Source organism: Collimonas sp. NPDC087041 (assembly GCF_044745265.1).
GTDB lineage: Bacteria > Pseudomonadota > Gammaproteobacteria > Burkholderiales > Burkholderiaceae_D > Collimonas.
On the sequence record NZ_JBIUZX010000005.1, the window covers coordinates 358,688 to 374,331 of the forward strand.

The window sequence follows — 15,644 nt, forward strand, 5'->3', positions numbered from 1 at the left end:
CTAGGGTTTCTCGCTGTCCGTGCTCATTGAAGGACGTCCCTTGAAGCGGGACAGCCACGCCTGGAACCAGCCGGGTTGCAGATTGATTCGATCGGCCAGCCGCTTGCCGCGCGCGCGGAACGGCGTTTCGACGAAGCGATAATTCAATTCGCTGAAAATCAGTACCAGCACGATTGCGGTCAGCGCCAGGCGGCCGTTATAGTTTTTACTAAAAACGGTATTCACCGGCTCGATGCGATACCAGATTTCGCGGCTGGCCAGGTATGCTGGGATATGCGTCAGATACAGCGCATAAGAACGACTGCCTAGCCACAGGAAAACCTTCTTGAGCGGGTTGTCCGGCATCAGGTAATCCTGGTCATAGGATGCAATGAACACCAGCAGTATCGAGATCAACGCCACGGTCCCGACCCAGAAACGCCATTCCGCGAAATGATAGGAGCCGATCGCCCCCAACGCGATCACCAGCGCAGCCAGGACAATCCAGCGCAACCACAGGCGATTTTTCAGGAACGTCGGCTCGAAGCGGCGATAGCTGTCGTGCTGGCTCCATATCGCCAGCAGAACGCCAAGCATCAGCGCATCCGAGCGGGTTCCCATCCAGATCAGGTCATAGTGGCGATGCGCGCACAATTGCACGATCACAGGGACGATCAACACCCAGGGCAGCCAACGGCGAAAGATAAGGATTGCCAACGGCAGCAACAGATAGAACTGTTCTTCCAGCGACAGGCTCCAGTACGGAAAGCTGGCGCCGTATTCAGAGCGCCCGAAGACCGCGATCAGGCGAAAATTCCCGTAATTGAACACACCGGCGAGCGTAGCGTCGAGATTGGTCTGCAACAGGCCGAAAGCGCCGGAGTGATTGAAAGCGACGGTGGCGACCAGGATCAGCGCCAGCCACAGCCACGCAGACGGCCACAGGCGCGAGGCGCGCCGCACCCAGAAACTCAGCAGGGTGGAAAATTGGCGTCCGTCCGCGCGCGCCATGCGCGGAACCAGGTCGCGCGCGATCACGAAACCGGAAATGGCAAAGAACAGGTCAACCCCGGTCCAGCCGCCGAAGTTCGGATAGAGGTAGGTCAGCAGCCGGTTCGGTTCGCCGAACAGGTTGAACTGGGTATGCTCGACCAGCACAAAAAGCACGGCGATGCCGCGCAATAATTGAATATCTGCTATCCGTCGATTCATGTTCGGCCTGATCCCGTTATTGATTCAGCACTGTGCTTCATTGGTCACCCCGGTTTGCGCGCCACGATGATCTGGCTCTTCGGCATGAAGCCATCCAGCTTTTCCTTCACCTTGTCGCCGCCGGGCGTTTGCATCAACTGATGCCAGGTGTTTGCCCATTCGTTCAACAGCGGTGGATACGGCGCCTTGATCTGATCCAGGGTTGCGCCACCTTGTTTCGGCACGCTGGCCCAATACAGGCACATCCACATGCTCCAGTAAAAACCGGAAGACTGGCGGCTTTCGACGACCAATCCGGCATTGGCGATCATCGCTGCAAAGGCGTCGCGCTCAAAAATGTGGATATGGTTCGGCTTCTGGAAATGGGCGGCGGGCGCCAGCTGCTGCTGCACATGTTCGCCGACCGGGTCCGGCACCGTCAGCAGATACAAGGCCCCAGGCCGGCCGACGCGCACCAGCTCGGCCAGCACCTGTGCAGGATCGTCGACATGCTCCAGCATCTCCATCGCGATGATGCGGGTGGCGCGCTGGTCCGGCAGTGGCAGTGGATCGGTATCGCAAACCAGAGCCTGCGCCGCGCGCGCCGGTGTGTTCTTTACTTGCGCCTCCAGCCGGGCGATCTTGCCGGCATCGGAATCGGAAAAAATCACTTCGGCGCCGCAACGCGCTGCAAAGATCGTCGCCGCGCCATCGCCGCAACCGACATCGAGCACCACGTCTTCGCTGGTGATCTTGAAACCGGCAGCCAGTTCGCCGCTGGCGTGATTGAACCAGCCGCTGTGCACCGCATCGATCAAGCCGCAGACGCGCGAATCGACCACACCTTCTTTCGAAATCAACGGAGCCAGTTCCGGCTCGGCTGATACCTTGCCCTTGAACAGGATAGACAGGCTGGACAGAATGTTCAGCATATCGGAGCCGGGTCCTGAGCTATGCCGCTTGCAAGGAGCGCATGCGCCGCCAAAAATTCCCGCAGGCGCTGTCCGATTACGGCTTGCGAACAGTGCTTTTGCAAGCTGCTTACCGCGCTTTCACTCATTTGCTCATAGCGTGCGCGGTCTTGCTTGAATACCCGATAACTCTCCGTGTAGGCATGGCGCAAGCCGTCCCAGTCTATTCGATAACGCAATGTGCGATAAGCCTGGCGCGGGTCATGCGGCCAATGGCTTGGCTCTTCGCTGGAGGCGATGACGAATGCGTTTTCGCTATCGATGTAGTCGGCCATCGCGGTATTGTCTGGCGCAATCGCTGGTTTGCCGCAAGACATGAACTCCATCAGCGGCAGGCACTGCCCTTCGCCGTGCGATGTGTTGACCACGTAGCTGGTGGCCGCCACCAGCTTTTCATATTCGGCATCGGCCAAATAGCCGTGTATCAGCACGATGCGACATTTGTATGGCGTCAGCTTGTACAAATCCTCTAGCAGTGCGTCGATCGCGGTCTTGATGTCGTGATGGGTCAGTTTCAACACCAGCGTTGCATCCTCGGTATCGCGGAACGCCCAGCAGAATGCGCCGATCATGTCGAACCAGTTCTTGCGGCCGTCGTACGGATTGAACACCGAGGTGTACACCACGCCATCGATATGCACCCGGTCCGGCTGTTGCCGCGCCAGTTCAGCCGGCCGGATCAGGTTGGGCTTGGCATCATGCCGGCGGTTCGGGCCGAACAGGCTGAGATCGGTGGTGCGACTGTCGATAATCGTGCCGGCCACTTGCAGCTCCACGCCATCGGAACGTCCTGCCAGCGCCAATCGCTGGCGGATTCCGGCAAAGCGATCCCACACCGGGGCCGGAGCGGAAACGATAGGGAACGACGGCGTCATCGCTGCACGCACCGACGTCACGGTGAATTCGGAATGGGTGATGGCGCAGCCGAGTTTGCCGAACACCATGCGCCAGTCATGGCGCGGCTCGTCCTGCCACATCTCCTGCGGGATGGTATTGAATTCCCAGGCGAACACCGGTATGGTCGGGCACTCCAGGCCAATCGCCGTCTTGTGCGGCGGCGAGAAAGACAGGAACACACAGCTCTCTCCATGGGCCTGCGCATTACGATAAATCGCATCGACTTCACGCGCCGGATCGGTAACCGGCACCACGATGCCCATCCGTTCCAGGATCGGTTTGAATTCTTTCAGCACGAAGTAATAGCTGTACTCCGGCAAACCCAGATTCTTTTCTATCGAACCGGCGTTGGTATCTGAGTAAATGATGATGATCATGTGCGGGTCTATTCAGATCAGGCGGCCGGACCGGTCAAGGGTGTCGATAATGATGCAGAAAACTGCGCAGTACGGGTGCTGACGGAATCAGGATCCCGCAAGCTGGGCTCCGTCTGCTGGAAAAAGTGTTGCAGCTGTTCCTTCACCACGCCAACCGACGCGTACGATTGCATGCGCTGCAGAACGCGGCCGCTCATCTGTTCATATTTTTCCGGCGCGTCCTTGGCCATCTGGTAACTATCCCGATAGGCCTTGCAAATTGAGGCCCAATCGAGGCGGTAACGCAATGTGCGGAACAAGTCGCGCGGATCGTGCGGCCAGACATTGTGTTCCAGTCCCGATTTGACGATGAATGCAACGCTATCGTCGACGTAATCTTCCATGGCGGTATGCTTCGGCGCTATCGCCGGCACACCGCAAGACATGAATTCCATCAGCGGCAGGCACAGCCCCTCGCACAGCGAAGTATTCACGTAATAAGTCGTGGCGCCGATCAATTTTTCGTATGTCGTATCCTCTAGGAAGGCATGCAAGGTGACGACGCGGCATTTGAACGGCGCCAGCTGCGACAGCAAGGTCATCAGGGTCGGCCGATACGAAGATAAATCGCGATCGTTCATCTTCAGCACCAGCGTCGCGTCGTCGACATCGCGGAAGGTCCAGCAAAACGCGGTGACCATGTCGAACCAGTTTTTACGGCCGTCCTTCGGGCTGAACACCGAGGTATACACCACACCATCCAGCTTGACCTGGACCTCCGGCTCTTCAACCACCGCCACTGGCGGCGCCGGTGGTACCGGCGCAGGCGCAGGCCTTGGCCGCACGATTGCATAGCTCTTGCGCGCGGCGGTCGCCGCCGTGTCTGCCAGCCATGCAGGCAACAAGTCACGCAATGCTTCGCGGTACCAGTCCAGCAGATGTCGTTTGGTTACCGAGAGACGGTAGCGCAGATTTTTCGGTGGTGGCTCCGGCGCCACGACGGGAGCTGCTTCCACCACCGGCGCCGGAGGCGCGGTATTGGGGAGCAAGCTGTCCGCGGACAGCCCGAGCACCCTGCTATCGAGTACCGTGCCGCGCAATTGAATCTCTGTGTTGATACCTGGCGATCTGCGCCCTAGCCGTGCGCGGGCTTCGGCAAAGTGTTCCCACAGCGGCGCCGGCGCCGCCAACACCGCAAAATCCGCGCCCATTGCATCCTTGACGGTACGCGCCGTATAGCCCGATAAGGTGATGGTCCGGCCATGGCTGGCGAATACAGTACGCCAATCGTTGCGCAGATCGTCATCCCACTGTTCGTTGGGAATGTTGTTGTACTCCCAGGCGAATACCGACACGGTCGGACACTTCAGATTGACCAAGGTTTTATTCGGCGGGGAAAAGGACAGGAACACGCATTCTTCGCCACGCTGCTGGCACGCTTCAAACAGCGGATCGACTTCCGTCGCTGGATCACGCACCAGCGTCACTGCGCCGAGTTCGGCCAATGCGCTGCGGAATGCTTTCAAGACAAAGTAGTAGCTGTACTCTGGCAAACCAAGGCTTTTATTGATCGTGCTTTCGCCAATATCCGAATACAGAATGAAATTCATCAATATCGTACTTTTAATCGAATGTTAATCGCCCAAACTGTGCTGTCTTGGACTCGTCTCGGGCTCCGTAGTGGGCCATTCATTTTATGTATTGAGGAAATGCGGAAGGACTTGCGAAGCACAGCGCTAAGAAAGTTTCCTATCGTACACAGCCATATAAGTGGCGATAATACCTGATCCGGCACGATGTAGGTGCGACGGGCTTAGGCATTAGAGAGCTGTACCTACTTATAGATGTAGGTGAAATATAGCAAAAAAGATAATTTAAATCATCGAAAATGCAATGGCCATGAATACAGCTGCGAGCGCCCGGCGAGCTGCATAGCCTTAATTTTTCAACAATTGGGCCTCATTGGGCAGACCCAGACGATCTACCTGATCCTGGCGTTGATATCCGGTGTCATGACGACTCCCGACTCCCGACTCCCGCCCGGTCCTTGCCAGGCAAGCAATTGCTCAACCCATTTCTTTCTGAGCATCGTTGCTCACCAGCCAAACCCACGACGACGCATGTTCGTCGCCACTAATCTGCTGCGGGACGACGCGTCGTGAAGAAGCCAGGGCACGGTCATACATTTTGATGTTGGTGCGACGAATTGATCTTTCGGTGTTCTGGCGCGTGTGTTCGTCGCCGAGCTGCGTAATTGCACTAAGGAGCGTGAGCAGTTCCTGGTCGTCGGCAAAGCTGTCGCAAAGACGTCGCCAGACGTCGGCCTTGGTCCAGCGCCGGAAACGCATGTAGCTGGTCCGCCACCTGCCGAACTCCGGCGACAGATTGCTCCACGACCCCGACTTTAACGCCACCCACAGCACGGCCTCCATGAACATGCGGTTGTCGCGGCCCGACATCCCGGAATCACCAGGCCGGCCGACCAGCAAAGGCTCCAGCTTCTCCCATTGCGCGTCTTGAAGAACACCATTGAATTTTTGCATCTATTTACTCTTTGACTGTTGAAAATGAATCAAGCAATCAGATTTGCCGATTTAACAAATCTATTCTTTTGGAGTTTGCTCGGCCAAATCCAATCGATTACTTCATTCGTTATCTATTTACTAATCAGACAAGCTGTTCAAGCAAGTAGGCAAAGAGTAAAAGCAAGCCAGCAATGACACCACAACAAAGAACGATTTTTAACTATCGTTGACACAAATTTACAATGTTTAACTAATAAATGACGTTAGATGGGTACTTATTCGTACTCTCCAGAAACAAAGGACCGATTCCTGCTCGTCGTACCTGGGCATCTATTTACTCGCCCTACGATCCCGACTGTGCTCACATCACGGCGTCAAAACACGAATAAAACCTGTCGATTTACACGACAAAAAGTAACAATTGGTGAAGTTTTCCCCCATGCACAAGCCACACGTTACCCAAAGTAAGAACTGGGCTAAGACACCGCTCAATTCAAGCGCAAACGCCCCAATATCTGCGTCATGTTGTAACGCATCATGCGCAAATACGTCGGCGCGTCACCACTCGGTGGCGACAAGGCATCGGCATACAGTTTGCCGCCGGGAGCAACGCCAACTTCATTGCTGATTTGCTGCAGCAGTTGCGGATTACTCATGTTTTCAAAGAACAGCGCTTTGACATGCTGCTGTTTCATCTGCCGGATCAGCGCCGCGATATCCCGTGCGCTCGGCTCGCTTTCAGTCGATACGCCCTGTGCCGCCAGGAAACGCACACCGTAATGCGCGCCGAAATACTCAAAGGCATCGTGCGAGGTGATCACGGTGCGCTGGGCGCCGGAAATCTGGGCGAACTGCGCCTGCGCCCAATCATCCAGTTGCGCCAGCTGGTGCAGGTATTTGGCGCCGTTCGCCTTGTATATCTCGCTACCAGCCGGATCGACCTTACTCAGGGCGCTGACAATGTTGCGGGTATAAGTCATCACATTGACCGGATCCTGCCATGCGTGCGGATCGGGCCGCAGCGCCGCGTTATTGCCATGTCCCGGACGTTGCCGCGGCTGGATGCCGTCGCTGGCCACTGCGATGACGCCATGGTAGGCGGCGGCATTGGCCAGGCGCTCGATCCAGCCCTCGAAACCAAGGCCGTTGATTACCACCAATTTGGCCTGGGCGATCTTCTTCACATCGCTTGGCGCCGGTTCGAATACATGGGCATCCTGGTCCGGCCCCACCAGCATCGACACTGCCACACGCTCACCGCCGACATTGCTGACAATGTCCGCGAGAATGCTGAAACTGGCGACGACGGGAATCCGCTCAGCCGACATCGCACTGCCGGATATCGCCAACAATGCGGCCAGAAATAGGCCGGCTAATTTTTGCACTGTGTTCACTATGACTCCTTGAAATTGAAATACCGATGAAATGCGTTCAACTCATCCCTGCAAGTGCGGCCGCTTCAGCAACTGTGGCAGCCAGCCGCGCGGAGCAACCAGCAGCGACACCACATAACAGGCCGCGGCGCAAACGATAATGGTCGGACCGGAAGGGGCGCCGGTGTAGTAGGACAGCAGCAAGCCGGCATAACCGGACAGCGCCGCCTGCAGCGCGCTATTGCATAGCTGCGCCGGCAAGGTGTCATGCCAGAGCCGCGCCGATACGGCCGGCAGCATCATCAGGCCGACCGCCATCAGCGTGCCCAGCGTCTGGAACGAGGCAACCAGGTTGAGCACCACCAGCATCAGGAACATTTGCTGGAACAGCGCGGCACGATTACCGCTGGCGGCCAGGAAGGACGGATCGAAACTTTCCAGCAGCAGGCCGCGATAGGTCAATGCGCCCAGCAGCAGGCTGAAGGTGCTGACGCCAGCCACCAGCAGCAAGCCGGCCTGATCGACGCCAAGCACATTGCCGAACAGGATATGCAGCAAATCCAGCTTGGAGCCACTCATCGAAATCAGCATCACGCCCAGCGCCAGTGCGGTCAGATAGGTCGACGCCAGGCTGGCGTCTTCCTTGAGATCGGTATCCCGGCTGATCAGCGCAGCGACTGCAACCACGATCACGCCAGCCAGGAAGCCGCCGATGCTGAGCGCCGGCAGCGACAGGCCAAACAGGATGAAGCCGATCGCCACGCCCGGCAGCACCGCATGGCTGAGTGCGTCGCCGAACAGGCTCATGCGGCGCAAGGTCAGCAACACGCCGAGCGGTGCGCTGCTGAGCGACAGCGCCAGAATCCCGATCAATGCCCGCCGCATGAAAGCGAACTCTTCAAACGGCGCCAGCGCCAGCCGATACACATCATGGATATGCGACAGCGCGTTCATGCCGCCTCCTTGGCCTGGCATGGCGCCGCGTGCGGATCGGGCGCTTCCGGCATGTGCTTGGCCTGATGCAGGTGCGATTCGGTCAGCACTTGCGCAGTATCGCCCCAGGCCACCAGCCGACGCGCCAACAGCAGCGCCTGCGGAAAATGGCGACGCACCTGTTCATGGTCATGCAGCACCGCAATCACGGTACGCTGCTGGGCGTGCCAGGCATGAATGATCGCCAGCAGGTCTTCGGTGGTTTTGGCATCGACCGCATTGAATGGCTCGTCGAGCAGGATCAGCTCGGCATCCTGAACCAGGATGCGCGCAAACAAGACACGCTGGAACTGCCCTGCCGACAGGCTGCCGACCGCGCGCGCTTCGAACCCCTGCAAGCCCACCGCCAGCAACGCATCGCGCGCACGCGCCGCCATCGCCTGGCTGATGCCGCCGAACACGCCCAGTTTTTGCCAGTAACCGAGGAATACGCAATCCAGCACCGAAATCGGGAAACTGCGATCGATCTCGGCCTGCTGCGGCAGATAAGCAATGCGCTTGCGCGCGACATTGATTTCGATTTTCCCGCTGTCGATCCGCACCAATCCCAACAGGCTTTTCAACAAGGTGCTCTTGCCCGCGCCGTTCGAGCCGACCACCGCAGTCAGCGTACCGCGCTCAAAGCGGCCGCTGATGTGATGCAGGGCTGGGTGGCGGCGATAGGCAACCGTCAGGTCATGCAATGCGATAGCCGGATTCATCACACTTCTCCCGTCAAAGCCCAGTACACCCCGAGCCATAGCAACAGGCATAGCGGCAGCACCAGCAACACGCGCCACCAGGCGGAGCGTGCCAGCAGGGGGATTTTTCCTGCTTCCCGGAACGCCGACAGTACGGTGACAGGGAATTTCTTTGCTTGTTTCATAGGGAGCCCTGGCACGGAAAAGATGATGGGATTGGCGGATGCGCTCAAATGCATATTTGCAACACAGTTGCATATTCAGGATTGTAATGCAACTCTGTTGCATATGTACAGCCCGGATGATTATTCGTATTCAGGCGAAGCACCTCAAACATGTGCAGAGATAGCCGATTGATGGCAGCGCAAAAAAAAATCCATGCAAAGCTGCATGGATTTCTTGTTCTCAGAATTACCTGAAACTTACCAGTTATGCCGACTCTATCAATGCAGGAAGCGGCCGTTCTTGGAGATCATGGTCAGATCGACAAATTCCGAGCCGTTGTGATTAGTCGGCGTGAACGTCACGAAATAGCCGCCGACGTCATAGTGGTTCATGGTTTCCAGCGCGCGCACCAGACCATCCCGGGTCAGGCCGCTGCCGGCGCGCTTCAAACCCTCGACAAAAATCTTGGCGGCGATGAAACCTTCCATGCTGACGTAATCCCATTCGCGCTTGCCGTTTTGCAGGTAATACTTGCGGTACTCCTTGACGATGCTGTGGACTTCGTCCCATGGCGCCGGCATCACCTGGGCGATCTGCACCCCGCTGGCGTCCTTGCCCAGCGCGTTGACCAGTTGCTGGCTGCCGACGAAGGAGATGTTCCAGAACGCTGGCGGACTGCCGGCAGCGATCATCGCCTTGATGAAGGCGGCGCTGGAATTGTAGGCGGACACCATGATCACCGTCTGCGGCTTGCTTTGCCGAATCTTGGCGACTGCATCGGCGACATCGACGCTATTGCGCTCAACCGTGCCGAGGCCGACGACCTCGATATTGCGTTTCTTCAAAGCACGCGTCACTCCTTCCAGCCCTGCCTTGCCATAGGCATCGTTCTGATAGAACACGGCAATCCGATTCAACTTCAAGGTCGTAATCTGCTGGACGATCTTCTCGGTTTCGGCAAAGTAGCTGGCGCGGATGTTGAAGATGTTGCGATTGAATGGCTCGCGCAGCGACTGCGCGCCGGTAAATGGCGCGAAGAACGGGATCTTGGCTTTGCTGATTTCCGGGATCGAGGCGTTGGCGGTCGGCGTGCCGACATAACCGAACAACGCCAGTACATCGTCTTGCTCAATAAACTGCTTGGTATTGGCCGCCGCCCGCACCGGTTCATAACCATCATCCAGCGTCTTCAGGACGATCTTGCGGCCGAATACGCCGCCACTGGCGTTGACCTGATCGAAATAAGCCTGGGCGCCGTCGTACATGCCCTTGCCCAATTCCCGGGCCGGCCCGGAAAACGCCGCCGACTGGCCCAGGGTGATAGTGGTTGCCGTGACGCCGCTTTCGGCCTGGCTCAAGGTCACCGTCAACAGCAAGGATGACAAGACAAGTATTTTATGGAGTCGCATGCGTGGTCCAATCATTCGATAGGGTAAGTTGATAACGTTGAAGCCTAAAGCAAGAATCCGGCCGATGTTAGCGCTACCCAGCGCACCCGATAATGCGGCACCCCGATGCGCTGGGGCTGCTTTACGCGACAGTCTGGAGTGAATTCAGGATCAGGCTTGGGGCAGCAGCAAAGCTGCCATGGCGAACGTAGTGCGCCATGTGATTTGTTGCGGTGCAGAAAATTGCGCCAAGTAAAACGCAAAGCGGGTAATGCTGTCAAGCAAGCTGGGGGATTTTTGTGTCCCGTGCTGCCAAATTTGAAACACATTGTTTCATTGTTTTATGCCGCAAACACATACAGACAGCCTTGAATGTATATAATGAGAATCATTATTGATCATGGTTTTTGTATGAGACTTTGCGATTTGCCGCCGTTCACGCCCGCCGTTATCGAACTCGTCGAGGATGTACTCGCCAGCGATCCGATTGCCCAGCGCTTGCGCGAACTCGGCTTTGTCCAGGGTGAAGAGGTCAGTGTCGTGGCGCGCGGCCCCATCTCTGCCGATCCGTTGATGATCCAGGTCGGCTTCACCCGTTTTGCCCTGCGCCGCGCCGAAGCGCAGCGGGTGCATGTCCAAACCGCTTCCTGAAACAAAGAAACATGTCTTCCAGCGCTTCCTCCTCAGCTTCCCCGATTTCCTCGTCAGCCTCGTCCTCAGTTGCTTCATTACGGATCGCCCTCGTCGGCAATCCCAACTGCGGCAAGACCGCATTGTTCAACCAACTGACGGGCAGCCGGCAAAAAGTCGCCAACTACGCCGGCGTTACAGTCGAACGCAAAGAGGGCCGCTTCACCGCTCCTTCCGGCCGCCTGTTCCAGCTGCTCGACCTGCCCGGCGCCTACAGCCTGGAAGCGACCAGCCCCGACGAAATGATCACGCGCAAGGTCTGCCTCGGCCAGATGCCAGGCGAAGCTTTGCCGGACCTGGTGGTATGCGTGGCCGATGCCACCAACCTGCGCCTGCACCTGCGCTTCGTGCTCGAAGTCAAACGTCTGGGACGACCGATGGTGCTGGCGCTGAACATGATGGATGCCGCCCGCAAACGCGGCATCGTGATCGATCGCGAAGAGCTGGAACGCCGGCTCGGCATCCCGGTTATCGAAACCATCGCAGTGCGCAGCGGTGGCGCGCGTGACCTGATCAACCATCTCGACCAGAGCGGCACGCCGACGCCACCCGCCGGAAGCGTCGACGATGATCTGCATGCACAGGTGCGCAGCATGTTGGCGGCGGCAGTCACGATGCCGCGCAACACCTCGATGATCGACGATGCGATCGATCGCTGGGTATTGCATCCGGTGTTCGGTCTGGCATTGCTGGCGGCGATCATGTTCTTCATTTTCCAGGCAGTGTTTTCCTGGGCGCAGCCGCTGATGGATGGCATCCAGGCCGGCGTCGCCGCAGTCGGCGCCTGGGTCGCTGCTGCCATGCCGGAAAGCCTGCTACGCAGCCTGATCAGCGACGGCATCTTCGGCGGACTGGGCACGGTGCTGGTGTTCCTGCCGCAGATCCTGATCCTGTTTTTCTTCATCCTGGTGCTGGAAGAATCCGGCTACCTGCCGCGCGCCGCCTTCCTGCTGGACCGGATGATGTTCAAGGCCGGACTCACCGGCCGCTCCTTCATTCCGCTGCTGTCGAGCTTCGCCTGTGCGATCCCAGGCATCATGGCGACCCGCAGCATCCAGGACCCGCGCGACCGCCTCACCACCATCCTGGTGGCGCCGCTGATGACCTGCTCGGCGCGCCTGCCGGTGTACACGCTGCTGATCTCCGCCTTCATCCCCAACCGCAGCGTCTGGAACTTGTTCAATCTGCAGGGCATCGTGCTGTTCGTGTTGTACGTAGCCGGCATCTTCAGCGCGCTGGCGGTGTCCTGGATCATCAAGCGCATGCGCAAGGACAAGAGCGAACATGCGTTGCTGATGGAACTGCCATCCTATCGTTTGCCAGGCGCCCGCAATATCGCCATCGGATTATGGGAACGCGCGTTGATCTTCCTGCGCCGCGTCACCACCATCATCCTGGCGCTGACCGTGCTGCTGTGGTTCCTCTCCACCTTCCCCGGCCCGCCAGAAGGCGCGACCTTGCCGGCCATCGATTACAGCCTGGCCGGCCGCATCGGCCACTTGCTGGAATATGTATTCGCGCCGATCGGTTTCAACTGGCAGATCTGCATTGCATTGGTGCCAGGCATGGCGGCGCGAGAAGTCGCAGTGTCGGCGCTGGGTACGGTGTACGCGATGTCCGGCAGTGAAGACGCGATTGCCTCGCAACTGGGCCCGATGATTGCGCATCAATGGTCGCTGGCGACTGCACTGGCGCTGCTGGCCTGGTACGTGTTCGCTCCGCAATGCATGTCGACGCTGGCAGTGATGCGGCGCGAAACCAACTCCTGGAAAATCGTCGCCATCGCCACCGCCTACCTGTTCGGCCTGGCCTACCTGGCAGCATTCCTCACCTACCAAATTACGAGGCTCCTGACATGACGCCATTTCTCGTGGTGCAAGACATCGTGATCGGCATAGCCGTAGTCGCCAGCCTCATCTACGCCTGCCGCCGCCTGATGCCGGCCACCAGCCAACGCTGGCAAGCCGCATTGGCAAACTCCCTGAGCACCGCATCGCGCCCGACATTGCTACGCGCACTAGGCAAACGCCTGCAACCGACAAGCGCAGCCGGCGGCTGCGGCAGCGGTTGCAGCTCCTGCTCAACCGGCTGCGGCCCGACCTCGCCAACCACAGAACAACCCCTGCAATTCCGCGAGCGTTCCAGCGAATAAACAGCTTGCGAATGCCAAGGCATTCACTCCGTAGTCCGTTAAATGGGGTCAGAGTAATTTTCGCAAAGAACCGCGAAAAAAAACTCCGACCCCATTTAACTGCGCAGGGTTGATTTTGACGTTGTTGTTGATTTTGACGTTGCTTTTGAATTAGCTTTTGCCGTTGCAGTTGCAGTTGCTTTTGACTTTTCGCATGCTGACGTTGCCAAATGAGACGGGTGACAGTCGGGAATTATGGGACACATGTTTGAGCGTAGCGAGTTTGTGTCCCATCCGACTGGCGCACGGCTCATTTGGGAACCCGCCGTAGGCGGGCAACGGCTGTGCGATCGCCTTTTTGCTCACTTTTTGGCGAAGCAAAAAGTGAGCGGCTGCCGGGCCGCCCCCGGCTAGTGTCCACGGAGTGGTAACCGTTTTAAGTAGCACCGGACGAACACGACTGATGCGCCACCGCACTTACTCCGTAGCCCGTTAAAAGGGGTCAGAGTAATTTTCGCAAAGAACCGCGAAAAAAAACTCCGACCCCATTTAACTGCGTGGGGTTGGTTTTGACGTTGTTATTGGTTTTGACGTTGTTTTTGAATTGGCTTTTGCAGTTGCAGTTGCAGTTGCTTTTGACTTTTCGCATGCTGACGTTGCCAAATGGGACGGGTGACAGTCGGGAATTATGGGACACATGTTTGAGCGAAGCGAGTTTGTGTCCCATCCGACTGGCGCACGGCTCATTTGGGAACCCGCCGTAGGCGGGCAACGGCTGTGCGATCGCCTTTTTGCTTACTTTTTGGCGAAGCAAAAAGTGAGCGGCTGCCGGGCCGCCCCCGGCAAGTATCCACGGAGTAGCAACCGTTTTAAATAGAATCAGACGAACAAGGCTGATACACCACCGCACTCACTCCGTGGCCCGTTAAAAGGGGTCAGAGTAATTTTCGCAAAAAACCGCGAAAAAAAACTCTGACCCCATTTAACTACTGACCCCATTTAACTAGCGCTCCATGTAACGACCACCGTTTTAACTGCGGGACATTTCAAACATCCTGCAACGCAAACCGCGCGCAATACTCATCGGTAATCAACCCCGACCACCACCCACCCCGCAACACCGCCCGAATCGCCTCAGCCTTCTTCACGCCGCCAGCCATCCCGATCACCGGCCTCGCAGGCGGCGACGTCAATGGCAAACTCGTCACCCGATTCTCGATAGGCGACGCAATCAAACGCCCGTCGCCGGCAATCGCATGCCCGATCATCTCACCCACCGCACCATACCCCTGCAACTGCGCAACCTCATCCGCAGTAATGAAACCATCCTCATGCATCGGACAGCCCGGCGCAATCGTCCCGACCCCGATAAAGGTCACATCCGCCTGCAACGCCAAATCCGCCACGATGCGGTACACCCGATGATTGCACCACTGCCGCATATCCTCCGCGCTATCGGCCACCAGCGGCGCCGGCAGGAAAAAGAAACGCGCCTGGATTTTATCGGCAGCAGTCAATGCCACGTCATAACGGTTCGATGAACCATCCGCCGCAATCGCCCCCACCATCGACACAATCCGGTGCTGCGGCCGCTCCATTTCAGTGACAGCCTCCAGCACCGCCTTCAAGGTCCGGCCCGAACCGACATTCACCACCAACGGCGTCTCCTGCTGCAGGTAACGCTCCATCACCTCGGCGCCAACCACCGCCAGCATCTGCTGCACGCCGGCTTCGTCCACTACATTGCCGTCGGAGCCAAGACTCGGCACCACATGGCATTGCTCAAGGCCATAGCGCTCCTGCAACGCAGCCGCCAATTCCAGGCAATTCGACACCGGATGCTCGACGCGTACCTTGACCAGCCCCGACTCGCGCGCATAGGCCACCAGACGCTGCGCCATCTGCCGCGAGATCCCCAAGTGATCGGCGATCTCGTTCTGTGTATTGCCGGCCACGTAATACATCCAAGCCGCCCGGGCGGCGAGGTCCAGCTTTTCATTTCTTGATGCCATCTGATTTCCTTTTTTTGGCGCGGCAGTCAGGCAAACGCATTTGCAACGCAAATCGCCGACAACGCCGCCGCCCTGCTTTTGGCATTCGACCGGGAATTGTCCCAGATAGCGCAACGCCGCAGAACACTTCGAGCTACATATATTCGGTAAAAAATCTTGACACGCCTCGAATCATGGATGATTATTTGCTCAACGAAAAGTCTTTTGCTCAATATTTTCATGATCAACTGGTAGCAATACCGGAATGTGAAACAAAAGACAACGTTATAAAACGTTCCGGGCTGCAAGCCTGA

General features: G+C 57.7%; 15 protein-coding genes. 4 read left to right on the forward strand and 11 right to left on the reverse strand.

The genetic code is table 11. The annotated features are described in order from the left end of the window. From ACIPF8_RS12140 to ACIPF8_RS12185, 10 genes are all read right to left on the reverse strand, one after another. Entirely contained in the window at positions 1 to 1,191 is a 1,191-nt protein-coding gene (locus ACIPF8_RS12140) for an acyltransferase family protein (RefSeq protein ID WP_400421208.1), read from the reverse strand. Between the two features lie 44 nt (positions 1,192 to 1,235). Continuing rightward, entirely contained in the window at positions 1,236 to 2,102 is an 867-nt protein-coding gene (locus tag ACIPF8_RS12145; RefSeq protein WP_400421209.1) for a class I SAM-dependent methyltransferase, read from the reverse strand. After that, positions 2,096 to 3,415 carry a glycosyltransferase gene (locus ACIPF8_RS12150; protein WP_400421211.1) on the reverse strand — a complete coding sequence of 440 codons (1,320 nt, stop codon included), beginning with the start codon at positions 3,413 to 3,415 and terminating at the stop codon, positions 2,096 to 2,098. The genes ACIPF8_RS12145 and ACIPF8_RS12150 overlap by 7 nt, the downstream gene beginning before the upstream one ends. Before the next feature lie 17 nt (positions 3,416 to 3,432). Next, positions 3,433 to 5,004, reverse strand: a complete 1,572-nt coding sequence (locus tag ACIPF8_RS12155; protein ID WP_400421213.1) for a glycosyltransferase — start codon at positions 5,002 to 5,004, stop codon at positions 3,433 to 3,435. Between the two features lie 456 nt (positions 5,005 to 5,460). Next, a complete protein-coding gene (locus ACIPF8_RS12160; protein ID WP_400421214.1) occupies positions 5,461 to 5,937 on the reverse strand; it encodes a transposase in 477 nt (158 codons plus the stop codon). Positions 5,938 to 6,407: 470 nt separating this feature from the next. Then, entirely contained in the window at positions 6,408 to 7,313 is a 906-nt protein-coding gene (locus ACIPF8_RS12165; protein ID WP_400421216.1) for a metal ABC transporter substrate-binding protein, read from the reverse strand. Between the two features lie 42 nt (positions 7,314 to 7,355). After that, positions 7,356 to 8,246, reverse strand: coding sequence for a metal ABC transporter permease (locus ACIPF8_RS12170; protein WP_400421217.1), 891 nt, complete (start codon positions 8,244 to 8,246; stop codon positions 7,356 to 7,358). Continuing rightward, positions 8,243 to 8,986: a metal ABC transporter ATP-binding protein gene (locus ACIPF8_RS12175; RefSeq protein ID WP_400421219.1), complete on the reverse strand. Its 744-nt coding sequence runs from the start codon at positions 8,984 to 8,986 to the stop codon at positions 8,243 to 8,245. The genes ACIPF8_RS12170 and ACIPF8_RS12175 overlap by 4 nt, the downstream gene beginning before the upstream one ends. Further along, positions 8,986 to 9,150 carry a hypothetical protein gene (locus ACIPF8_RS12180; RefSeq protein ID WP_400421221.1) on the reverse strand — a complete coding sequence of 55 codons (165 nt, stop codon included), beginning with the start codon at positions 9,148 to 9,150 and terminating at the stop codon, positions 8,986 to 8,988. The genes ACIPF8_RS12175 and ACIPF8_RS12180 overlap by 1 nt, the downstream gene beginning before the upstream one ends. Positions 9,151 to 9,408: 258 nt before the next feature. Next, the gene (locus ACIPF8_RS12185; RefSeq protein WP_400421223.1) at positions 9,409 to 10,539 is read right to left on the reverse strand and encodes an ABC transporter substrate-binding protein; all 1,131 of its coding nucleotides are present in this window, start codon (positions 10,537 to 10,539) and stop codon (positions 9,409 to 9,411) included. Between the two features lie 390 nt (positions 10,540 to 10,929). Between ACIPF8_RS12185 and ACIPF8_RS12190 the strand changes: the two genes are divergently transcribed. Genes ACIPF8_RS12190 through ACIPF8_RS12200 form a run of 3 tightly spaced genes read left to right on the forward strand, consistent with a single transcriptional unit; the run spans position 10,930 to position 13,360 of the window. Further along, positions 10,930 to 11,169 carry a ferrous iron transport protein A gene (locus ACIPF8_RS12190; protein WP_400421225.1) on the forward strand — a complete coding sequence of 80 codons (240 nt, stop codon included), beginning with the start codon at positions 10,930 to 10,932 and terminating at the stop codon, positions 11,167 to 11,169. A gap of 11 nt (positions 11,170 to 11,180) precedes the next feature. After that, positions 11,181 to 13,067, forward strand: a complete 1,887-nt coding sequence (locus ACIPF8_RS12195) for a ferrous iron transporter B (RefSeq protein ID WP_400421227.1) — start codon at positions 11,181 to 11,183, stop codon at positions 13,065 to 13,067. Next, positions 13,064 to 13,360: a DUF6587 family protein gene (locus tag ACIPF8_RS12200; protein WP_400421229.1), complete on the forward strand. Its 297-nt coding sequence runs from the start codon at positions 13,064 to 13,066 to the stop codon at positions 13,358 to 13,360. Before ACIPF8_RS12195 ends, ACIPF8_RS12200 begins: the two co-directional genes overlap by 4 nt. 1,025 nt (positions 13,361 to 14,385) lie before the next feature. Here ACIPF8_RS12200 and ACIPF8_RS12205 read toward each other — a convergent pair. Next, positions 14,386 to 15,351 (reverse strand): sugar-binding transcriptional regulator, encoded by a 966-nt coding sequence (locus ACIPF8_RS12205; protein ID WP_400421231.1) that lies wholly within the window; start codon positions 15,349 to 15,351, stop codon positions 14,386 to 14,388. Between ACIPF8_RS12205 and ACIPF8_RS12210 the strand changes: the two genes are divergently transcribed. Further along, positions 15,345 to 15,644 carry a hypothetical protein gene (locus tag ACIPF8_RS12210; RefSeq protein ID WP_400421233.1) on the forward strand — a complete coding sequence of 100 codons (300 nt, stop codon included), beginning with the start codon at positions 15,345 to 15,347 and terminating at the stop codon, positions 15,642 to 15,644. The genes ACIPF8_RS12205 and ACIPF8_RS12210 overlap by 7 nt on opposite strands.